The organism is Kitasatospora sp. YST-16, assembly GCF_026802215.1.
GTDB classification, from domain to species: domain Bacteria; phylum Actinomycetota; class Actinomycetes; order Streptomycetales; family Streptomycetaceae; genus Kitasatospora; species Kitasatospora cineracea.
Map to the genome: position 1 here is coordinate 7,203,330 of NZ_CP113837.1, position 20,519 is coordinate 7,223,848.

17 protein-coding genes are annotated in these 20,519 nt (G+C 74.2%); 5 read left to right on the forward strand and 12 right to left on the reverse strand.

Going from position 1 to position 20,519, the window contains the following annotated elements; translation table 11 throughout:
• Positions 1 to 127: 127 nt before the first annotated feature.
• From ligA to bioB, 5 genes are all read right to left on the reverse strand, one after another.
• Positions 128 to 2,272: an NAD-dependent DNA ligase LigA gene (ligA, locus tag OU787_RS32375; protein ID WP_268661506.1), complete on the reverse strand. Its 2,145-nt coding sequence runs from the start codon at positions 2,270 to 2,272 to the stop codon at positions 128 to 130.
• A gap of 108 nt (positions 2,273 to 2,380) precedes the next feature.
• Positions 2,381 to 3,100, reverse strand: coding sequence for an SMI1/KNR4 family protein (locus OU787_RS32380; RefSeq protein ID WP_268661507.1), 720 nt, complete (start codon positions 3,098 to 3,100; stop codon positions 2,381 to 2,383).
• An 18-nt stretch (positions 3,101 to 3,118) separates the two neighbouring features.
• Entirely contained in the window at positions 3,119 to 3,850 is a 732-nt protein-coding gene (gene bioD, locus OU787_RS32385; RefSeq protein ID WP_268661508.1) for a dethiobiotin synthase, read from the reverse strand.
• Between the two features lie 40 nt (positions 3,851 to 3,890).
• Positions 3,891 to 5,216, reverse strand: a complete 1,326-nt coding sequence (locus OU787_RS32390) for an adenosylmethionine--8-amino-7-oxononanoate transaminase (protein WP_268661509.1) — start codon at positions 5,214 to 5,216, stop codon at positions 3,891 to 3,893.
• Entirely contained in the window at positions 5,216 to 6,472 is a 1,257-nt protein-coding gene (gene bioB, locus OU787_RS32395) for a biotin synthase BioB (protein WP_268661510.1), read from the reverse strand. The genes OU787_RS32390 and bioB overlap by 1 nt, the downstream gene beginning before the upstream one ends.
• Positions 6,473 to 6,892: 420 nt before the next feature.
• On the opposite strand from bioB, the gene OU787_RS32400 reads away from it, so the two are divergent.
• Entirely contained in the window at positions 6,893 to 7,627 is a 735-nt protein-coding gene (locus tag OU787_RS32400) for a hypothetical protein (RefSeq protein WP_268661511.1), read from the forward strand.
• Positions 7,628 to 7,791: 164 nt separating this feature from the next.
• On the opposite strand, the gene OU787_RS32405 is transcribed toward OU787_RS32400, so the two are convergent.
• The 3 genes from OU787_RS32405 to OU787_RS32415 all read right to left on the reverse strand — a co-directional run bounded on the left by OU787_RS32405 (position 7,792) and on the right by OU787_RS32415 (position 10,268).
• The gene (locus OU787_RS32405; protein WP_268661512.1) at positions 7,792 to 9,006 is read right to left on the reverse strand and encodes an MFS transporter; all 1,215 of its coding nucleotides are present in this window, start codon (positions 9,004 to 9,006) and stop codon (positions 7,792 to 7,794) included.
• A gap of 166 nt (positions 9,007 to 9,172) precedes the next feature.
• On the reverse strand, positions 9,173 to 9,664 hold the full coding sequence (locus OU787_RS32410) for an RrF2 family transcriptional regulator (RefSeq protein ID WP_268661513.1): 492 nt from the start codon (positions 9,662 to 9,664) through the stop codon (positions 9,173 to 9,175).
• Between the two features lie 190 nt (positions 9,665 to 9,854).
• On the reverse strand, positions 9,855 to 10,268 hold the full coding sequence (locus OU787_RS32415) for a (2Fe-2S) ferredoxin domain-containing protein (protein WP_442788600.1): 414 nt from the start codon (positions 10,266 to 10,268) through the stop codon (positions 9,855 to 9,857).
• A 291-nt stretch (positions 10,269 to 10,559) separates the two neighbouring features.
• Here OU787_RS32415 and OU787_RS32420 point away from each other — a divergent pair, with 291 nt between their 5' ends.
• The 3 genes from OU787_RS32420 to OU787_RS32430 all read left to right on the forward strand — a co-directional run bounded on the left by OU787_RS32420 (position 10,560) and on the right by OU787_RS32430 (position 13,171).
• Positions 10,560 to 11,114 (forward strand): hypothetical protein, encoded by a 555-nt coding sequence (locus OU787_RS32420; RefSeq protein WP_268661514.1) that lies wholly within the window; start codon positions 10,560 to 10,562, stop codon positions 11,112 to 11,114.
• A gap of 234 nt (positions 11,115 to 11,348) precedes the next feature.
• A complete protein-coding gene (locus tag OU787_RS32425) occupies positions 11,349 to 11,888 on the forward strand; it encodes an ArsR/SmtB family transcription factor (RefSeq protein ID WP_268661515.1) in 540 nt (179 codons plus the stop codon).
• Entirely contained in the window at positions 11,885 to 13,171 is a 1,287-nt protein-coding gene (locus OU787_RS32430; protein ID WP_268661516.1) for an MFS transporter, read from the forward strand. The genes OU787_RS32425 and OU787_RS32430 overlap by 4 nt, the downstream gene beginning before the upstream one ends.
• A 189-nt stretch (positions 13,172 to 13,360) precedes the next feature.
• On the opposite strand, the gene OU787_RS32435 is transcribed toward OU787_RS32430, so the two are convergent.
• Positions 13,361 to 14,149, reverse strand: a complete 789-nt coding sequence (locus tag OU787_RS32435) for an aminotransferase class IV (RefSeq protein ID WP_268661517.1) — start codon at positions 14,147 to 14,149, stop codon at positions 13,361 to 13,363.
• A gap of 110 nt (positions 14,150 to 14,259) precedes the next feature.
• Positions 14,260 to 15,006: a maleylpyruvate isomerase family mycothiol-dependent enzyme gene (locus OU787_RS32440; RefSeq protein ID WP_268661518.1), complete on the reverse strand. Its 747-nt coding sequence runs from the start codon at positions 15,004 to 15,006 to the stop codon at positions 14,260 to 14,262.
• Positions 15,007 to 15,166: 160 nt separating this feature from the next.
• Here OU787_RS32440 and OU787_RS32445 point away from each other — a divergent pair, with 160 nt between their 5' ends.
• Positions 15,167 to 16,072, forward strand: a complete 906-nt coding sequence (locus tag OU787_RS32445) for a class I SAM-dependent methyltransferase (protein ID WP_268661519.1) — start codon at positions 15,167 to 15,169, stop codon at positions 16,070 to 16,072.
• 338 nt (positions 16,073 to 16,410) lie between these two features.
• On the opposite strand, the gene OU787_RS32455 is transcribed toward OU787_RS32445, so the two are convergent.
• Together OU787_RS32455 and OU787_RS32460 are read right to left on the reverse strand one after the other, a co-directional pair.
• Entirely contained in the window at positions 16,411 to 19,347 is a 2,937-nt protein-coding gene (locus OU787_RS32455) for a discoidin domain-containing protein (RefSeq protein ID WP_327059442.1), read from the reverse strand.
• Positions 19,348 to 19,582: 235 nt separating this feature from the next.
• Positions 19,583 to 20,506 (reverse strand): phosphotransferase, encoded by a 924-nt coding sequence (locus OU787_RS32460; protein WP_327059443.1) that lies wholly within the window; start codon positions 20,504 to 20,506, stop codon positions 19,583 to 19,585.
• Positions 20,507 to 20,519 lie beyond the last annotated feature (13 nt).

Consider the following 20,519-nt stretch of genomic DNA (forward strand, 5'->3'; position numbering starts at 1 on the left):
GGTCATCCCTTTATCTCCCTTTTGCCTCCTGAAAACCCGTCGGCCCGGCACGGAGGCGGCACCATCACCACCACCCGCACCGGGCCGACGGACCGACAGAACGACGCCCTGCCGGCAGGAACCGGACTCAGACCGCGACGGGCAGGAGCCCGGCGACCAGCGCCGCGAACTGCTCCGGGCCGAGGATCCGGATGCCCAGCTCCTCCGCCTTCGCGCGCTTCGAACCGGCCTTCTCCCCGGCGACCAGCAGCGTGGTCCGCTTGGAGACCGAGGACGACGCCTTGCCGCCGGCCCGCTCGATCAGCTCGTTCATCTCGTTGCGGGAGAGCGCGGCCAACGCCCCCGTCATGCTGCCCGTCACCACCACCGCCTCACCGCTCAACGGACCGCCGTTCAACGGACCGCCGCTCAACGGACCGCCGACGACGGCCTGCGCACCGCCATCCTCCGCGACGGCCCCCTCCGTGACGGCCCCCTCCGTGACAGCCGCCGGATCGGCCGGCGCGGCCACCACGGCCGGCGCGGTGACCTGGGTGCCCACGCCCAGCTCCGCCAGCCGGTCCAACAGGGGGGACAGCTCGGCGAGTTCGGACACCACCAGCCGGGCCTTCTCCGGGCCGATGCCGTCCACCAGCGCCAGCGCCTCCGCGTCCGCCGCCCGGATCGCCGCCATCGAACCGAAGTGCGCCGCGATCCGCCGCGACATGCTGCGCCCCGTCCCGCGCACGCCCAGCGCGCACAGCACCCGGTTCAGCGGGCGCGTCCGGGCGGTTCCGATCGCCGCGAGCAGGTTGTCCGTGCTGGTGGTGCCCATCCGCTCCAGCGACAGCAGCTGCTCGCGGGTCAGCGTGAACACGTCCGCCAGGTCGCGCACCAGCCCGGCCTCCACCAGCTGCACCGCCCGGGTCGAACCCAGGCCCTCGATGTCCAACTGGTCGCGGCCCGCCGCGTAGATGATCGACGCCACCGCCTGGCAGTTGCGCCCCCGCACGCAACGCCAGCGCTGCTCACCGGTGTCGATCGCCTCCCCGCAGCGCGGACAGGCGGACGGGAAGACGATCGGCCGCTCCTCGCCGGTGCGCTCCTCGACCAGCGGCGCCTCCACCCGCGGGATCACGTCCCCCGCGCGGTAGACGAAGACCCGGTCGCCCAGCATCAGCCCGCGCCGCTCGATGTCGGCCGGGTTGTGCAGCGTGGCGAACGACACCGTCACCCCGTCGATCACCACCGGCTCCAGCACGGCGCGCGGCGCGATGATGCCCGTCCGGCCCACCGCCCACTCCACCCCCAGCAGCCTGGTCACCTTGTGCTCCGCCGCGAGCTTGCGGGCCACCGCCCAGCGCGGCGCCCGCGAACCGGAGCCCGCGTCCCGCTGGTCGGCCGCGTCGTCGGCCTTCACCACCACGCCGTCGATGCCGAACGGCAGCGCGGCCCGCATCCCCGCGATCTCCTCGACCCGCCGCTGCACCTCCTCGACGCTCTCGCAGCGCAGCGGCGCGGCCGCCGTCGACGCCGCCGTGTTCGCCCCGAGCGTCGCCAGCCGCTCCAGCAGCGCACTGTGCGTCGGCGCCCCGCCGGTGCCGTCGGCCCCGTCCAGGCCCACCGCGTCGTAGGCGAAGAACGTCAACTCGATCCGGTACGGCCGGTCCTTGGCCCGCAACGTCCCCGCCGCGCCGTTGCGCGGGTTGGCGAACGGCACCGCGCCGTGCGCCGTCCGGAGCTCGTTCGCCACCTCGAACTGCGCGTGCGTCAACAGGACTTCGCCGCGCAGCTCGACGTCCACCGGCTCGGCGAGGACGGCCGGCAGGCCCAGCACGTCCCCCGCCGTGTGCGTGATGTCCTCACCCGCCAGCCCGTTCCCGCGAGTCAGCACCCGCCGCAGCACCCCCGCCTCGTACCGGGCCGCCACCGCCAGCCCGTCCAACTTCGGCTCCACGCACCACCCGGCCGGCGCCCGCCCCAGCCGGCGCTCCAACGAGGCCGCCCAGTCCGCGAGTTCCTCCCCCGAGAACACGTTGTCCAACGACAGCATCGGCACACTGTGCGGCACGTCCCCCACTGCCGCACCACCCGCCACCTTCCCCGTCGGCGACTCGGCCAGCACCTCCCCCGGATGCGCCTCCTCGTACGCCGCGATCGCCCGCACCAGCACGTCGTACTCGTCGTCCCCGAGCGCCGTCGCCCCGTCCCCGTAGTAGGCGGCGGCAGCCCGCGCGGCAGTGGCAACGGCATCGGCGTAGTCGCCGGAAGAGAGCAGAGCGGCGTTGTTCATGACCGTTATTCTTCCGTCGAGCACTGACAACCGACCGTTCCGGACAAGCCTCCGATCACCTGACGGGGCGTCAGGGATAATTGCGGCGAATGCGCGGCGGGGAGCCGTTCAACAGACCCAGCGGGTCGGGAAATCGGCGTGCAGGGTGTCGAGGCCGGCCGGGGTGCGGGTGCAGGCGTGGAGCCAGGAGTGGGAGCCGAGGCCGTCGTGGCGGAGCAGGCGGCCGGGGGCGGCGTACCAGCGGATCGGGGAGTCGTTCCAACCGGCCCACATCGGGTGGTCGGGGAGGGGGAGGCGGGCGTGGTGCTCGTGCAGGGCGGGCAGCAGGGCGGACGGGAGCTCGCAGGCGTCGTAGTGGGGGGAGCCGAGCAGGAACTCGGTCAGGACGAGTTCGACCCAGGCCAGTGACATCCGGTCCAGGAAGGGGATCCGGCCGTTGCCCGCCTCCACCAGCACCGGCGGGTCGTCCTGGCCGAGGGCGGACAGCGGGATGCCCCAGGAGGCGCAGCTCTGGTTCTCGTCCCGGAAGACCAGGACCCCGCCCAGCTCCTCGTCGATGTGGAGCCCGGACGGCGGGAGCAGCGGGTCCTGGTTGCGGGTCAGGTCGTCCCGGCGGCCGAACAGGGCGTAGCCGGCGCGCAGGGCGGCGGGGAGGCGGAGGCCCAATCTGGCTTCGGCGGCAGCGAGTTCGGACTCGGGGCAGCCGTCCGCGGGGGTGAGCGGCCGGTCGGTCCAGGCGGCGGCCAGCCAGCGGACGAACTCCAGGGCCTGCGCGGGGGAGTGGATGCCCGCGCGCAGGGCGAGGGAGGCGTCGGGTGCGGGGTCCATCGGACGGGCTGGCGGGGCTCAGGCCGGGTGGTGGGTGGTGGTGAAGGCGGTGGCGTTCCAGGTGCCGCCGAGGGGTGGGGCGAGGGAGGCGGTGGCGAGGGGGTGGAAGGTGGCGGGGGTGTGGGCGGCGGCGCCGGTGGGGAGGGCGCCGAGGAGGGGGGCGCCGGCGGCGGTGGGGAGGTCGGCGAGGTTGCAGCGGGTGGCGAGGTCGGGGGTGGCGGGCCAGGAGCCGATGACGACGCCGCGCAGGGGGAGGCCGCGGTGGCGGAGGGCCTCGGCGGTGAGCGCGGTGGCGTTCAGGGTGCCCAGGCCGGCCGCGGCGACGAGCAGGAACTCGACGTCCAGGCCGAGGCGCCGGCCGGCCAGGGCGATGTCGGCGAGGGTGTGGCCCCGCTCGTCGTAGCGGACCAGCAGCCCGCCCGCGCCCTCGACCAGGACGGTGCGGTACTCGGCGGCGAGCCCGGCCACCGCCTTGGCGACATCCTCCGGGTCGAGGGCCGGCAGCCCGGCCCGGCGGGCGGCGGTCTCGGGGGCGAGCGGCTCCGGGTAGCGGGCCAGTTCGACCCCGTGCACCAGTGGCCCGGCCAGCCGGACGACCTCGGCCACGTCGCCCGGTTCGTCCGGCCCGAGCCCGGTCTGGCCGGGCTTGAGGACCGCCACCGGCTCCGGGCGGAGCGCGGCGACCGCAGCGGTGGTCAGGGTCTTGCCGACCTCGGTGCCGGTGCCGGTGACGAACAGGACGGTGGACATGGTGCGGGTGCTCCTGGCTGAGGGTGGGGAAGGAGGGGGGCTAGCGGCCGGCGGCGGTGGACGCGGCGGCTGCCGCGGCGACCGCCCGGCCGATCGCGGCGACGTCCGCGTCCGCGGTGACGAACGGCGGCATGGTGTAGATCAGGTCGCGGAACGGCCGCAGCCACACGCCCTGTTCGGTCGCGGCCGCCGTCGCCGCCGCCATGTCGACCGGCGCGTCCAACTGCACCACGCCGATCGCGCCGAGCACCCGGACGTCCGCGACCCCCGACTGCCCCGCGCACGGGGCGAGCGCGGTGTGCAGCGCCGACTCGATCCGCTTCACCTCGCCGCGCCAGTCCTGCCGCAGCAGCAGGTCGATCGAGGCGTTGGCGACGGCCGCCGCCAGCGGGTTGCCCATGAAGGTCGGGCCGTGCGCGAGCACCGGGACCTCGCCGCGCGAGATGCCCTCGGCGACCCGGCTCGTGCACAGCGTCGCGGCCAGCGTCAGGTACCCGCCGGTCAGCGCCTTGCCCAGGCACATCACGTCCGGCGCGACGCCCGCGTGGTCGGCGGCGAACAGCTCGCCGGTGCGGCCGAAGCCGGTGGCGATCTCGTCGAACACCAGCAGCACGTCGTGCGCGTCGCACAACTCCCGCAGCGCGCGCAGGTACGCGGGGGAGTGGAAGCGCATCCCGCCCGCGCCCTGCACCACCGGTTCGACGATCACGGCGGCCAGTTCGCCCGCGTGCTGCCCGATCAGCTCGGCTAGGTGCGCGAGGTACGCCGGGTCGGCCGGGGCGTCGTACCCGGCGGGCGGCTCGGCGGCGAACAGCTGCCGGGGCAGCACCCCGCCCCACAGGTGGTGCATCCCGCCCTCGGGGTCGCACACCGACATCGGGTGGAAGGTGTCGCCGTGGTAGCCGCCGCGCCAGGTCAGCACCCGGTGCTTCTCCGGCCGGCCGAGCGAACGCCAGTACTGCAGGCACATCTTCAGCGCGACCTCGACCGCCACCGAACCGGAGTCGGCGAGGAACACGTGCTGCAGCGGCTCGGGCGTCAACTCGACCAGCTTGACCGCCAGTTCGACGGCCGGACGGTGGGTGAGGCCGCCGAACATGACGTGGCTCATCGAGTCGAGCTGGGTGCGTACCGCCGCGTCCAGCACGGGGTGCCGGTAGCCGTGGACCGCCGCCCACCAGGACGACATCCCGTCCACCAACTCCCGGTGCCCGCCCACCGGTTCGGCCAGCCGCAGGCGCACGCCCGCGGCCGACTCCACCACGAGCGGCTGCACCGTCCCCGGCATCGGGCCGTACGGGTGCCAGACGTGCGCCCGGTCCAGTTCGAGCAACCGGGCGGCGTCCAGCGCGTTCTGACGGTCCATCAGGCGTTCGGGGCCAGTTCGGTGCCGGCGCCGCGGCGGCGCACCCGGACCAGGTCGGTGCGCGCCTCGTCCGACTCCGGCTCCGGCTTCGACCCCGGCTTCGACTCCGACCCCGGCTTCGACCCCGACCCCGGCTCGGCCGCGACGGCCTCCGGAGCCGCACCGTGGCCGCCGCACGGGCCGCAGCCGCCGCCCGTCCCGCAGGCGCTCTCCTCCTGGTGGCCGCCGCAGCCCGCACCGGCGGCGGCGTGGGCGCGGTGGCGGGGGAGGGTGGTCTGCTCGGCGCCCTCCACCTCGAAGCCGGCGTCCTTGATCATGTCGAGGTCGGCCTGCCCGGCCTGGCCCTCGCTGGTCAGGTAGTCGCCCAGGAAGATCGAGTTGGCGATGTGTAGGCCCAGCGGCTGCATCGAGCGCAGGTGCACCTCGCGGCCGCCCGCGATCCGCACCTCGATGTCCGGGCAGACGAACCGGACCATCGCCAGGATGCGCAGGCAGCGCTGCGGGGTGAGGTTCCACTCCTCGGCGAGCGGGGTGCCCTCGAACGGGATCAGGAAGTTCACCGGCACCGAGTCCGGGTCCAGCTCGCGCAGCGCGAACACCACGTCGACCAGGTCCTCGTCGCTCTCGCCCATGCCCGCGATCAGGCCCGAGCAGGCCGACAGGCCCGCGCCGTGCGCCTTGGCCACGGTGTCCACCCGGTCCGCGTAGGTGTGGGTGGTGGTGATCTCGCCGTAGGTGGCCTCGGAGGTGTTCAGGTTGTGGTTGTACGCGTCCGCGCCGGCCGCCTTCAGCCGCTCGGCCTGGTTGTCGGAGAGCAGGCCCAGGCAGGCGCACACCTCGACGTTCTCGTCCGCGTCCTTGATCGCCGCGATGGTGTCCGCGACCCGGTCGATGTCCCGGTCCGTCGGGCCGCGCCCGCTCGCCACCAGGCACACCCGCTTCGCCCCGCCCGCGACACCCGCGGCGGCGGCCTCGGCGGCCTGGTCCGGCTTCAGCCAGGTGTACTTGAGGATCTCCGCCTTCGAGCCGAGGCGCTGCGAGCAGTACGAGCAGTCCTCCGGGCACAGCCCGCTCTTCAGGTTCACCAGGTAGTTCAGCTTCACCCGGCGGCCGAACCACTGGCGGCGCACCCGGCCCGCGGCCGCGACCACGTCCAGCAACTGGTCGTCGGTGGTGGCCAGCACGGCCAGCGCCTCCTCCCGGGAGGGAAGTTCCCGGCGGAGGCCCTTGTCGGTCAGGATGTCGAGGAGGTCCATGGCCCGATCCTGCCCGGGGCCGCTAGACGTTCGCCAGAGGGAACCCGCCAGAAGATCTCCCACAGGCTGTGCGAGTTGTCACAGTTTTTCGGCACCCGGTGATCACGGGCACCCCGGAAGCCGGCATCCGGCCCCTGTGCAGGGCCGCTGTCCGGGGATCCGGCCGGCGGCTGCTCCCGCCCGGGACCGCCCGCCGGAACGTTCGACCGGTTCCCCCGCGTTCCTCCAGCCACCCGATCCCGGATCTCCAGACGGAGCGGGCGGAGCGGGGCGGGCGGGGCGGAGCGGGTGGAGCGGGTGGAGCAGGGTGGGCGGGGCGGTCCGGAGCGGTTCGGAGTGGTCCGGGGCGGTTCGGTCCGAAGCGGGCGGGCGTCCGACCCGAAGGAATGACTGTCCGATCAACTGTTTACAATCTGCGCCATGACCATCCAGCGGGGCGCGCACGCGCGTGGGGACGACGAGCAGCCGCCGCACGGGCACCGGGCGGTCGGCGAGCGGCGTCGGCTGGTCGCGCTGTGGGGCGTCGTCGCGGTGCTCGCCGCCGGCGGGGTCTGGGTGGTGGCCACCTCGCACCAGCGGAGCGCGGTGTCGGGGGCGCCCGGCGCGGACAAGTCCGCCTCCCCCGCGGCCGCGGCGGGCCAGCCCGCGCAGCCGCTGACGGAGTCCCAGTCCTTCCTGGCCGAGCGGTACTTCCCGGCCCAGCGCGCCTACGAGTACGACAACTACCGGGCCCGCCGCTCGGCCGCCCGGGAGGGCGCGGAGTGCCGGGCCGTGCAGAACGACAAGACCCGCGACGTGCTGGCCGAACTCGGCTGCCAGGGCTGGATGGGCATCGCCCTCACCCGCAGCGACCAGCCGGTGGTCTCCAGCGTCACGGTGCTGCGCTTCTCCGACGCGGCGGTCGCGGCCCGCGCCCTGCAGACCGTCCGGGAGAAGGCCGCGGACTTCGAATTCACCTACCCGGACGGCCTGTTGGCCCCCGCCGGAACCGCCCGGCCGATGACCGCCACCAAGGTCGAACTGGTCGGCCACCACATCACCCTCACCGTCTCGCGCTACCTCGACCAGCGGACCGGCGAGGCCCCCGACGAACTCCTCACCACCAGCAACCGGGCCGCCGCGGCCGTCGCGGGCCAGCCGTTCATGTGGATGTAGGGCGGCCCGCGACCGCCACCACTCTCACGGCACCCCCCCGCACACCACGGCCCCCACGGCCCCCATGGCCGCCTCCTTACGGGCATCCCCGCACGCCACGGCACCTCCTTACGGGCACCCCCGCACACCATGGCCTGCACGCCACGGCCCGGACGCCCCCCTTCTCACGCCCTCGTCCGCGCCGCCGTCGCCCGCAGCAGCGCCCCGGCCGCCAGTGCTAGCACCGCCGCCAGCGCGAACACCGCCGCCGCGCCGAACGGCAGCGCCACCCCGCCCAGCACGCTGCCCGCGCCGATGCCCAGGTAGATGCCGGACGCGTTCAGCGACACCAGCAGCGGCCCCTGTTCCGGAGCCGCCGCCAGCAGGCGCAACTGCTGCGGCGGCGTCTGGCACCAACTGCTCGCGCCCCACAGGAACACCAGCGCCCCGACCGTCGCGACCCCGGCCCGCACCTCCCCGGCCGCCAGGCCGGCCAGCGCCGCGAACGCCGCCGCCATCGCCGCGTACCCGGCCGCCAGCACCCGCACCGGCCCGCGCCGGTCGGCGAACCGCCCGGCCAGCAGGTTCCCCGCCACCGCACCCGCCCCGTACAGCACCAGCACCGCCACCATCGCCGTCCGCCCCGAGACCCCGACGGCGGCCAGCACCGGCACGCTGTACGAGTACGGGACGTAGCAGGCGGCCATCCCGAGCACCGTCAGCGGCAGCACCCCCAGCACCCCCGGGCGGCGCAGCGCCGCCAGCCGGACGCGCAGCGGGACGGGCTCGGTGCCCGGCAGCGCGGGCAGGGTCAGGCGGACCGCGAGCGCGCACAGCGCGGTCAGCGCCGCGACCGCCCCCAGCGCGGCCCGCCAGCCCAGTCCGACGGCGGCCACCCGTCCCAGCGGCACCCCGAGCGCGGTGGCCGCCGTCAGCCCGCCGATCACCACCGCCAGCGCCCGCCCGCGCCGCTCGGGGCGCACCAGTGCGGCCGCGCTCGCCCCCGCCGTCGGCGTGAACGCCGCCGCGCCGAGCGCCGCGAGCAGTCGGCCGGCCAGCAGCACGGGGTAGTCCGGGGCGAGCGCGGTCAGCGCGTTGGCGGCGGCGAGCAGCACCAGCGCGCCGACCAGCAGGGTCCGCCGGGGCAGCCGGGCGGTGGCCACCGCGAGCAGCGGCGAGGCCAGCGCGTAGCAGGCGGCGAACAGGCTCACCGACTGCCCGGCCGCCGAGGTCGACACCCGCAGCGAGGACGCCATCGCGGGCAGGAACCCGGCGGTGACGAAGGCGTCGGTGCCGACCGCGAAGGTGCCCAGCGCGAGCACGGCGGCGAGACCGAGACCGGCCCCGGTGGGGGTCGGGGCCGGGGCAACGGGGGATGGTGCCTTGAGCGCGTCGGTCACGGGGGAGCTCTCCTCGGTGGCGGGCGTCGACCGCTATTCGGGACATCTGGTGTCCCGAATAATTCGGGACACACTGTATCCAGAATCGGCGGATGGGGAAGGGGTTCCGGTGGGTGGTCCGGGTGGTCCGGGTGGTCCGGGTGGTTCGGGCGGTTTGGGTGGTCGCTCAGTTCGCGGTTCCGGCCAGCCGGGCGTAGTTGGCGCGGACCCGGGCCACCGAGGCGGCGGGGGTGGCCGCCGCCAGGTCGGCCACGCTCTGGCCGGAGAGCTCGCGCCGCCAGGCCAGTTCGGCCCGGCGCATCGCGGTGGAGACCCCGCACGGACGGGCGAACTCGGACGCGGTCGAGCCCGTAGCGGAGGCGCCCCGCTGTCGGATCTCCGCGCAGGCGAACAGCGGATCCGGGCCCTCGACGGCGGCCACCACGTCCATCATGCTGATCCGCTCCGGCTCCCGGGCCAGCCGCACGCCCCCGCGCGGCCCGGAGACGGACGTCAGCACCCCGGCCCGGGTGAGCCGTTGCAGCACCTTGTTCAGGTACGTCGGCGACAGCTCGAACATCGCCGCCAGCCGGGCCGAGGGCACCGGCTCCGCCCCGCCCACCCACACCAGGGTGAGACAGCAGTGCAGGCCCCACTCCACGCCTTCGCTCGTCCGCATATTCCGGATGGTAACTATCCGGAACCCGGCCGCGCCAGCAGCGGCCCCGGCGGCCGATCGGCGGTGCTGGCTCTGGCGACCGGTGGTGCCGGCCCTGGCCCGCTCTCGACCCCGGCCGACAGCGGTCTCGACCCCGGCCCTGGCCTCGGCCCCGGCCGATCGGCGGTTCCGGCTCCGGCGCCCGGGGTGGTCAGTCCTCGAGGTGCTCCTGGACGCGGCGCGAGGGCGAGAAGGTGTACAGGTCGAGGATGGCGGGCAGCGGAGCCAGCCCGGGGCCGCCCGCCTCGACCCAGGCGGTGACGTCGGCAGCGGCGGCACGGTCGTTGACCAGCCCGAGCCAGACCGGCCGCCCACCCGCCCGCCGGCCCTCCGCCGAAGGCTGGACGACCACCACGTTGGCGTGGTCGCAGGCGTCCAGGCAGGTCACCGGGCGGACGGTGGCCACCTCGGCCAACGAGGCGCGCAGGTCCGCGAGTTGGGCGGCGTGGTCGAGACCGGGGATCTTCGGCGTACCGCAGCAGCAGCCCCGGCAGACCGAGACGGTGCACCGCGCCATGGCCCCCCGGACCGGAACGGCGGCCTCCCCGCCGAGCCGGCGGCTCACCGGCCACCCTCCACGACGCCCCGCCCCACCGGCATCTGCTCCACCGGCACCTGTCCCACCGACACCTGTCCCACCGACATCCGCCGCCCGGCGGCCTCCAGTTCTCGCACGGCGGCGACTCTATCCTGCGACAACACCCCGCCGACCCCGTGCCTCCCTCCTCCCGTCCCCCCCCGGATCGAGGACCGGACCGGCCGGACACCAGGCCGACCCGAGCACCCGGCACCCGCCCCCGCGCCCGGCGGCGGTAGGCTGCCGGGCTTCGGATGATCATCGGAACGGGGACGTGGGGTGGAAGTACTGACGGGCACTCACCGGGCGCACTTCGTGGCGATGTGGGTGCTGTTCGCGGCCGAGGTCCTGTGCCTGGCGGCGACCGCCCCGCCCCTGCGCCTGGTGGCCCCCGTGTGGCTCTGGGCCGGACTGGTCGGACTGGTCGCGCTGCTCTTCCTCTCCGCCCTGGTGCGCTGCTTCAGCGCACAGTTCCCGCGCCGGGGCGGCTGGTTCGATCCCGTGCTGTACGTCTGGAACCTCCCGCGCGGCCTGAAGACCTGGTACGGCATCGCCCTCTGCCTGGTCGGCCTCGGCCTGGCCACGGCCGCCGGCGCGCAAGACGCCCGCCAGGACGACACCGGCTACTACCTGCAACGCCACGACACCCGCACCCAGCTCACCCGGGCCGAGTACGAGAAGGCCCGCGCCGCCTTCATCCGGATCGCCACCGGCATCCCGGCCGGCCTCTGCGTGACCGGCAGCTTCCTGGTCCTGCTCTCCGCCGACATCGCCCACGGCGCCGCCGAAGCCGCCGCCCGCCCCCGCCCGGGCAGCGGCCGCCACCGCCCCTGAAGGCCGCCGCAGGCCGCCGCAGGTCGTCGCAGGTCGTCGCAGAAAACGAGGTCAGGACGGGCCGAAGCCCTTCGGGGCCCGTGGAGACGTCATGCCCTCGGTCGCCCCGGTGCGGATACGGATGCGAATACGGATGCGGATGCGGATGCGGATGCGGAGTGAAGTCCTTGCGTGCCGGACAGCCGATTCCGAAAGCCTCTTGCCAGATGGTCAAGAAACGTTGACCATTGTGGCATGCCTACCGATGACCTCCCCGAGACGTTCCACGTCACCACCGACGAGCAGCTGCGCGCCGTTTCCAACCTCACGCGTCACCGGATCATGGCCGTCCTCCGCTTCGAGCCCGCGACGATCACGCAGATCGCCGAGCGGGTGGGCCTCGCGAAGGGGAGTTCCAGCTACCACGTACGGCTGCTCGAACGGGCCGGCCTGGTGAAGGTGGTGCGGACGCGGAAGGTCCGGGGGGTCACCGAGCGGTACTACGCCATGGCCGCGCGGTCGATCGAGCTGCCGGACCCGGGCGAGGGCGGGCCGGACCTGCTGATGCGGCACGCGGTGGCGGACCTGGAGGCGTCGCCGGCCAGCGGCGAGCGGCACGTGCGGATGGCGCACCTGCGGCTCACCGAGGAGCAGTTCGCGGAGCTGGGGGCGCGACTGGAGGCACTGGCCGACGAGTACCGGGAGCTGTCCGACCCGTCGCTGCCGGACGCGTCGCTCGTCTTCGCGCTCTTCCACCCGGCACGGCGCGCGCAGATCGCAGGGGAGGCCAAGTGACTTCGGACGTTCAAAAGCTGCCGACCGGGTTCGGACGGCTGTGGACCGCGCAGACGGTGTCCTCGCTCGGTGACGGGGTGTCGCACGCCGCGCTGCCGCTGCTCGCCTTGACGTTGACGCGGGATCCGATGGCACTCGCCGTCGTCACGGCCGCCGGAACGCTGCCGTGGCTGCTCTTCGGGGTGCTCGGCGGTGCGCTGGTGGACCGCTGGGACCGTCGGCGCACGATGTGGGTCACGGACGCGGCGCGTGCGGTGCTGCTCGCGATACCGGCGGCAGCGGCAGCGTTCGACGTGCTGGGCATTCCGCTGCTCGCGGCCGTCGCCTTCCTGCTCGGCCTCGGCGGACTCTTCTTCGACACGGCCGCCACGGCCTACCTTCCGGACCTGCTCGGCCGCGACACCGCGCTCCTGGAACGCGCCAACTCCCGCCTGCGCGGTACCCAGACCGCCGCGTCCGGCTTCGCGGGGCCGCCCGCGGGCAGTGCCCTGCTGGCGCTCGGGCGGGCGCTGCCGCTGCTCGCCGACGCGGTGTCGTTCGCGCTCTCCGCAGCGCTCGTCCGGTCGCTGCCCGCCGCACCCCGGCCCGTACCCCAGGCCCGCGAGTCGCTGCTGCGGCAGGCGCGGGCCGGCGCCTCGTACGTCTTCCGGGACCGGTTGCTGCTGGGGCTCGCGCTGCGTCCGGCAGTCGGGAACGTCGCCTTCCTCGCCGTGGAGACCGTACTCGCCCTCTTCGCGCACGACCGTCTCGGCATCGGCACCTTCGGATTCGGCCTGCTCCTCACGGCGGAGGCCACCGGCGGTCTGCTCGGCGCGGGCATCGCCTCCTTCCTCGGCCGACGGCTCGGTACCGGCACCGCACTGACCTGCACGGCCGCAGTCGAGGGACTCGCCGTCCTGGGCCTTGCCGCCGCCCCGAACCCGTACGTCGCCGGCCTCGCGCTCGCCGTCTGCGGCGCGGGCATGGGCGCCACGATGGTGCTCGGCCCCTCCCTCCGGCAGGCGATCGTCCCCGCCCACCTGATGGGCCGGGTCACCTCCACCTCCCGCATGCTCGCCATGTGCGCCGCCCCGTTCGGCGCCTTCCTCGGCGGCTGGCTGGCCACCACCTACGACGTGCGCACCCCGCTCTATACTGCCGCCGGCCTCCTCCTCACCATGACCGCCGTCACGTCGACCATGACGAGCAACCGCCGGGTCGAGGCGGCGCTGCGCGCCGCCGCCCGGACCGAGGATCCGGACCACCCGGAATCCCGGGTCGCCGTTCGGGAGGGTGCCGTGTAGGCCACCGGTGCTTCCCCGGCCACCCCCCGCTGTCCGGGCAAGGTGACGCGGGGCCCGGCTCTCCTCGCCCGTGCCGGTCACCGCAGCCCGCAGCATCCAGCGCATCTCCGGCACGTCCGCAAACAGGTCCGCCGCCCGCCCTGTCCTCCCGTCCCCCCGGCCTCCCGGCCCCGGGCGGCAGCGTGCCCGTCAGACGGAGTCCCAGGGGACCTCGGCCCAGGCCGCGGCGAGGACCTCGGTCAGTCCGGTGTCGTCGCCGGGGAAGAGAACCCGGTCGACGGCAGCCAGGGGCTGGTTGGGGCAGTGGGAGTTGGTCGCTGCGGCGGCCCGCAGCGCGGGAAGGTCGCCGGTGGTCAGCCGGCGGGTCGACCACGGTGCGCCGACGCGGGTCAAGGCGGCCTGCAGCAGTTGCATGGTGATGCCGGGCAGCACCGGAGCCTCGGGCCACAGGACCTGCTCCCCGTCCCAGAACGCCGCGTTCCACACCGAGCCCTCGCGCACGCATCCGTCCCGGCCGACGAACAGGACGTCGTCGAAGCCCGCCTTCCGGGCCTGGAGCGCCTGGTAGGTGAGCCCCAAGGTCGCAGCGTGCTTGAGGTGCGGCAGCTCGCGCTCGTACGTCACCGTGCGGACCCGCAGCGCCGGCCGCGGAGTGTCGGCGACGGGATCGGACACCGACACCATGACGTCCGTGCGCGCCGGCGAGTCGACAGCAGGCACGAGGCTCACCCGGACCGACGCCGCCGACCGATCGCCGAGCCCGTGCCGGACGAGTTCGCGTATCCGCGCACCGTCCTCCGCGCAGGTCTCGCCGAAGAGCTCACGGGAGCCGCTCGCCAGCCGCCGGAGGTGGAGCTCCAGACCGCGCACCGCCCCCTCGCGGACCTGCATCGACGTGAAGTGCCCGTAGTTCCACGTCGCCACCCGATGCACGTCCTCGACGCCCGCGGGCCGACCGTTGATCTCTATGCTCAGCATCCGCGCCATGCTCCCACGGCCGCCAGCCCGCGAACCACGCCGGGCTGCCGGCCACCCGGCCGGCCTCTGAGCGGCCCGGGGCCGGGTGGCCGGCGGGGGGCGTGGGGCGGTCAGCCGAGGCGGGTCCAGGACAGCAGGTGGTCGAGGAGGGCGGGGTCGCCGGTGGTGAGGAGGCCGGTGGGCGGGCGGCGGCGGTGCAGGGTGAGGAGCAAGTCGCTGGCGGGGCCGGTCAGTTCGAGGGTGGTGGGGGGCTGTGCGGGGGTGGCGGATTCGGCCGGGGCGAGGTCGTACGACAGGGCGGGGCCCTCGGTGGTGTGCAGCCGGACGGTGACGGGGGCGTGCGGCCACGGGGCGGACAGCGGCCAGTAGAGGTCGGGGAACTCGTCCAGGCCGTCCAGTGCGGCGCGCTCCGGGAGGGGGAGCGGTGCGCCGACGGCGAGTTGGGCGTCGTGGGCGTGGACGGCGGCCTCCTGCACCTGGTGGCGGGCGATCGTCCCGCTGGTGCTGGGGGTGTCGCCGTCCCGCCACCACGTCCAGCAGGGGCGGTCGGGCCCGGCCTCCCGGAGGGCCGCCAGCAGGGCGGCGGTCGCGGCCTCGGAGTTCGCCAGCGCTCGGTCGAGGGGGAGCCCGGTCTCCGGCTCGGGGCGGGCGGGGACGAAGTCGGGGCCCGCGGCGACGGCCGACGCCCAGAAGAGGTGGACGGCGGTGAGGTGGTCGACTAGGTCCGACAGCGTCCAGTCGGGGCAGCTGGGGACGCGGACCGTCAGGTCCGGCGCGTCGGCAACGGTCTTGCGCAGTGCGGCGGAGCGCTCGTCGACGAGGTCCAGCAGTTCCGGGAATCCGAGTGAAGTGGTCATCCTGACTGCCTATCACGAGCCGGTGACAGCAGCCGGGTTGGTGGGGCGGCGGGGCCGGGAGACGGGGCGGGGAATCGTTGCGGGAATTGAACGGGAAAGCGCTTTCGAAATATTCAATTTTGTGATATTATGTCAGAAATTGGTATTACTCTCCCCGGTCATGGCCAACCACGCATCCCTGCCCTCCGCCCGGCCCAGCCGGACGGCCCTGATGTCCGCCGCGGCCCGCGCCGCGCACCTCCTCGTCGACCGGGAGCCGGTGCTCCTCGCGGACACCCTCGCCGAGCCGCTGCTCGGCGAGCACGCCGAGGAACTGCTCGCCTACCACCGCTCGTTCGGCGCCCACCCCGTCCTGGCCGGCGCCCGCACCACCGCGCTCACCCGCAGCCGCTTCGCCGAGGACCGCCTCGCCGCGCTCACCGCCCGCGGCACCGACCAGTACGTGCTGCTCGGCGCCGGGCTGGACACCTTCGCCTACCGCTCCGCCCCCGCCGGCCGGGTGCGGGTCTTCGAGGTCGACCACCCCGCCGTCCAACGCTGGAAGCGCGACCTGCTCGCCGCCGCCGGGATCGCCGTCCCGCCCGGCACCGCCTTCGTCCCGGTCGACCTCGAACAGGGCGGCGGGGCGGGGGAGTTGGTAGCGGCGCTGGTGGCGGCCGGGTTCGACCCGGGGCGCCCGGCGCTGGTGGCCTGGCTCGGCGTCACCATGTACCTCGGCGCCGAGGCGATCGGCGCGGCACTGGCCGCCGTCGGCGGGCTCGCCCCCGGCAGCGAACTGGTCGCGGAGTACCTCCTGCCGCCCGGCCGGCGCGACGAGGCCGGGCAGGCGTACGCCGAGCAGGTGGCGTCGGCGGCGGCCGAGGGCGGCGAACCCTGGCGGACCTTCCTCGACGTCGAGGAGATGGACGCCCTGCTGACCACCGCCGGCCTGCGCCCCCTCGCCCACCTGCGGCAGCACGAGAGCGTGCCCGCCGAACTGTGGCAACGCACCGACGCCCTCCGCCCGTTCGGCCTCTCGATGCTGGCCCACGCCGAAGTCCCCGCCCGCGAGCGGGACCGGCGGTAGCGGGGCCGGCGGTAGCGGGACGGCCCAACGGCTCGATCCCGCCCGGTCGTGGCGACCGGACGGGATCGAGGGTGCGGCACTGCCCGGGGCCGGAGGAGGCTCCCCGCCCGTCAGAACCCCGGGCGGTACCGGTTCGGGAGGCGGGCCCTCGTCGGGGGACGGGGGCCCGCCGGTCGGCGGACGTTCATCAGCAGACGGACGTTCATCAGCGGACGGACGTTCATCAGCGGACGGATGTCCGCCGGCGGACGGATGTCCGCACACAGGTGTTCGTCAAAGCATGGACGTCAATCAGTTGATGATCATCGCCCGATGTCCATCAGTACCTTGATGACCCGTCAGGCCCCGAAGACCTGGAGCTCGGAGAGCTGTGCGGCGGGCCAGCCGGTGTTGCCGGTGACGTTCAGGCGCAGGTAGCGGGTCGGGGTGGCGGGGAGGTTGATGGTGACGGTGTTGCCGGTGGCCGGGTCGAAGGTGTAGCCGGCGGAGTTCACCAGGGTGGTGAAGGTGGTGCCGTCGGTGGAGCCCTGGACGGTGAGGGTCTGGGTCCGGGTGGCCCAGGCGGTGGCCGGGGGGAGCTTCAGGACGGCCTTGGTCAGGCTCAGCGAGCAGCCGAGGTCGACCTGGATCCACTGCGGGAAGGCGTTGTTGGTGCTCTCCCAGTAGCTGTTGGCGTCACCGTCGACCGCGTTGCCGGGGCCGTAGGTCTGGCTGGTGCCGGAGGCCGTGGCCGGGCGGCCCTGGGCCAGGTTGCCGGTGCCGGTCGGGCATGTCGGGCCCGAGGAGGACGAAGGAGACGAGGACGGGGACGGCGAGGAGGACGGGGACGGGGAGGAGCTGCCGTTGCCGCCGCCGAAGAGCTGGAGCTCGGAGAGCTGTGCGGCGGGCCAGCCGGTGTTGCCGGTGACGTTGAGGCGCAGGTAGCGGGTCGGGGTGGTGGGGAGGTTGATGGTGGCGGTGTTGCCGGTGGCCGGGTCGAAGGTGTAGCCGGCGGAGTTCACCAGGGTGGTGAAGGTGGCGCCGTCGGTGGAGCCCTGGACGGTGAGGGTCTGGGTCCGGGTGGCCCAGGCGGTGGCCGGGGGGAGCTTCAGGACGGCCTTGGTCAGGCTCAGCGAGCAGCCGAGGTCGACCTGGATCCACTGCGGGAAGGCGTTGTTGGTGCTCTCCCAGTAGCTGTTGGCGTCGCCGTCGACCGCGTTGCCCGCACCCAGGCCCGCGTTGGTGCCGGAGGCGGTGGCGGGCCGGCCCTGGGCCAGGTTGCCGGTGCCGCTCGGACAGGTCGGGCCGGTGGAGGTGGAGGGCGACGGGGACGGCGAGGACGGGTTCGAGGTGGACGGGGACGGCGAGGAGGTGCCACCGTTGCCGCCGCCGACCGGCACGCCGTTGTACGTCCAGACCGGCGCGGGCCACTGGCCGGTGCAGGTGGAGCCGCTCAGGCCGGAGTTGCCGCCGCCGTCGGTGATCTGGAAGCCGGTGCCCACGCAGTTGTGGATCGGGGTGGCGGCCTGCGCGATGTTCTTGGCGGTGACGTTGGTGAACTTCATCTGGGCGTTGGCCTGCGCCTGGATCGCGTAGGTGCCCGCGCCGTCGATGTTCACGTTGGTCAGGTTGACGCCGGTGACGCCGCCCTCGATGGTCTGGATCGCCTCGTAGGAGCTGTCCAGGATGTCGGTGTCGGTGACGTTGATGGTCGCGCCGGTGATCGGCTCGTTCAGGCCGTCGAACCAGATCGCGCCGACGCCGAACTGCCAGTTGTAGTCGCTGTTGCCGGTGCGGATCAGGGTGTTGCGGGCCGCCGTGATGGTGCCGGAGACGGCGGTGCCGTTGCCGGAGGTGACGCCCGGGTAGCGGTTGGCGATGTGCAGGCCGCCGCCGTTGGTGATGGTGTCGGCCATCACGTTGTCCGAGATGGTGAAGTCCTTGCCGCCGTACGTGACGATGTTGTTGGCGAGGATCGGCAGGACCACCGTGTTGTGGGTGAAGCTGTCGTTGGTGTTCGCCAGCCGCTCCGGCCAGGAGGCCAGGCCGTCGTCACCGGTGTTGCGCAGGAAGGTGTTGGTGACCGTCGAATTGGTCACGCCGGTGTGGAAGTTGACGCCGTCCGCGGTCTGGTCGAGGATCCGGCTGTTCTTGATGGTGAAGTGGTCCATCGGACCGTCCATCCAGGCGCCGACCTTGGTGTGCTGGATCCACAGGTTGTCCACGGTGGAGTTGGACATCGCGCCGCCCAGGCCGTTGACCTGGTCGTCGTCGACCCGCTCGCGCACGTCGCCGATGATGGCGAAGTCCTTCAGCGTGACGTTCTGGCTCGGGCCGCCCGCCTCCTGCGGCCGGATGCCGCCGCCGTAGCCGCCGCCCGCCACGTACTTGCCGTAGATGCCGGCCGCCCGGTTGCGGTTGATCGGGTCGCGCCCGCCCAGCACGCTGTACCAGGGGCCCGCGCCGGCCAGCGTCACCTTGTCGACCACCACGTGGTCGTACAGCGTGAAGTTGCCCTGCGGGATGTAGACCGTCCGGCCCTGCGCCGCGCCCGCGTTGACCGCGGCCTGGAACTTGGCGGTGGAGTCGGTGGCGCCGGTGGGGTCGGCGCCGAAGTCCGCGACCACGTCGATCGCGTTCGCGGGCTTGGGGATCGGCGCGGCGACGTTCTCGAAGTCGGCCAGGTCGATGGTGAAGGTCGGCGACTGGGCGGTGGAGGACACCTGCAGCCGGATCTTCGTGCCCGCCGGGTAGGTGGTGCCCAGCAGGGTGCGGGTCTCGTCGAAGAAGTGGTGCGGGTTGCTGTCGCCCGGGTTGTTGTTGAACGGGTAACCGCCGTAGTACCAGCTGTACTTGGAGGTCACGTCGACGCTCTTCAGCTTCTGCCCGTTGACCAGCAGGTCCATCGAGGCGTCGCGGCCCTTGCCGTCCGCGGAATCCGGCAGGCTGTAGCGGAAGTCGATCGAGTTGGCGGGCGCGGTGAGGGTGAACTCGACGTACTGCCCGGTCGCGTTCAGCGTCACCGCCTGCCGCCCGGAGGCCTCCGAGACCAGGTGGCCGTACAGCCGGTCCGGCCCGACCACGGTGCCGTTGGTGGCCGCGTACTCGGCCTCCTGCTCGATGAACGGGACGCTCGCGCCGCGGCCCGGGACGGCCAGCGGGGAGAGCGCGGGGACGGCGGCGGCGTGCGCCGGGCCGGCGTTGACGAATGCCGCCGCCAGCAGCCCGGAGGCGCCCAGGGCGAGCGTGGCCAGGGACGCGACGGTCCGTCTGGCGCGCGTGGGGGGATTCAGCATGGATGACCGTGCTTCCTGCGGGGGAGGGCCCGGGTGGTGGCCGGGCGTGCCGAGCGTAGGGCGCACGGTGGCATGAAGTCCACGGGTGAACGCAAAAAAGATACAGATTGACGCAAGATCAGCTGTGAAGGGTTGATGAAACCCGACTTTGGCGCCGGTGGCGGGTAGGCGAGCGGGCGGGCGGGCAGGCAGGTAGGTAGGTAGCCGAGCCCGGCCCGGCAGTCGGGCTCGGTGCTCAGGCCCCCTCCTCCGGGTGCTGCTGAAGGGTGGTCAGCCGGGCCAGGCACTCGGCGGCGAAGGCCGGATCGCGTTCCCGGTAGTACGGCAGCCCGGCCGCCGCCACCGCCACCGCCCAGGCCCGGGCGCGCAGCCAGGTCTCCCGGGGGAGCGCGGCCGCCCGCCAGTACGCCCGGCGCGCGGCTGCCGGCAGGTCCCAGACCGGGGCGTGCTCGGCGTCCGGGAAGCCGACCGCCAGGCCGCCGAAGTCGATCACCGCGTGCAGCGCGCCGTCCCGGACCAGCAGGTTGCCGGGCTTCAGGTCGCCGTGCAGCCACACCGGCGGCCCGGACGGCGCGGGCAGCTCCACCCCCGCCCGCCACAGCCCGGCCAGCAGCGGCAGGTCGAGACCGTCCCCGCCGGTCGCCCGGAGCTCGGCCAGGCGCTGCTGCACCCACCCGTCGCAGGGCCCCAACTCCCGTCCCCGGTAACCGTCCAGGCCCGCCCGCTCACCCGCCGCCGGCAGCGGCGCGGCGTGCAGCGCCCGGACCGCCCCGGCCAGTGCGGTGCCGAGCGCGGCCCAGTCGGACACCGTCCCCGGCCCCGGCGGCGCGCCCTCGATCCACCGGTACACCGACCAGTCCAGCGGGAACGCCGCCCCCGGCACCCCCGCGTGCACCGGCTCCGGCACCCGCAGCGGCGCCAGCCGCGCGGCCATCGCGGGCAGCCAGCGCCGCTCCTTGCGCAGCGCCCCCGCGTGCTCCGCGGTGCGCGGCAGCCGCACCAGCAGCCCGTCGCCCAGCCGGAACATCCGGTTGTCGGTGCCCGCGCCCGCCGCCACCACCGGCAGCCCGGCCCACTCCGGCCGCTGCTCGCGCAGCAACGCACGCACCGTCGCCGCGTCGGCCGGGATCTCACCCTCGTGCAGGATCAGCTCCGTCATGCGACGAGCATTC

Bases quoted from the DNA above. Each gene is read 5' to 3' on its own strand.
- OU787_RS32410 (WP_268661513.1), bottom strand. From the start codon at position 9,664: ATGCGGACGAGCGAAGGCGTGGAGTGGGGCCTGCACTGCTGTCTCACC.
- ligA (WP_268661506.1), bottom strand. From the start codon at position 2,272: ATGAACAACGCCGCTCTGCTCTCTTCCGGCGACTACGCCGATGCCGTT.
- OU787_RS32445 (WP_268661519.1), top strand. From the start codon at position 15,167: ATGGCCAACCACGCATCCCTGCCCTCCGCCCGGCCCAGCCGGACGGCC.
- OU787_RS32425 (WP_268661515.1), top strand. From the start codon at position 11,349: ATGCCTACCGATGACCTCCCCGAGACGTTCCACGTCACCACCGACGAG.
- bioB (WP_268661510.1), bottom strand. From the start codon at position 6,472: ATGGACCTCCTCGACATCCTGACCGACAAGGGCCTCCGCCGGGAACTT.
- OU787_RS32455 (WP_327059442.1), bottom strand. From the start codon at position 19,347: ATGCTGAATCCCCCCACGCGCGCCAGACGGACCGTCGCGTCCCTGGCC.
- OU787_RS32435 (WP_268661517.1), bottom strand. From the start codon at position 14,149: ATGCTGAGCATAGAGATCAACGGTCGGCCCGCGGGCGTCGAGGACGTG.
- OU787_RS32390 (WP_268661509.1), bottom strand. From the start codon at position 5,216: ATGGACCGTCAGAACGCGCTGGACGCCGCCCGGTTGCTCGAACTGGAC.
- OU787_RS32440 (WP_268661518.1), bottom strand. From the start codon at position 15,006: ATGACCACTTCACTCGGATTCCCGGAACTGCTGGACCTCGTCGACGAG.
- OU787_RS32460 (WP_327059443.1), bottom strand. From the start codon at position 20,506: ATGACGGAGCTGATCCTGCACGAGGGTGAGATCCCGGCCGACGCGGCG.
- OU787_RS32380 (WP_268661507.1), bottom strand. From the start codon at position 3,100: ATGGACCCCGCACCCGACGCCTCCCTCGCCCTGCGCGCGGGCATCCAC.
- OU787_RS32400 (WP_268661511.1), top strand. From the start codon at position 6,893: ATGACCATCCAGCGGGGCGCGCACGCGCGTGGGGACGACGAGCAGCCG.
- bioD (WP_268661508.1), bottom strand. From the start codon at position 3,850: ATGTCCACCGTCCTGTTCGTCACCGGCACCGGCACCGAGGTCGGCAAG.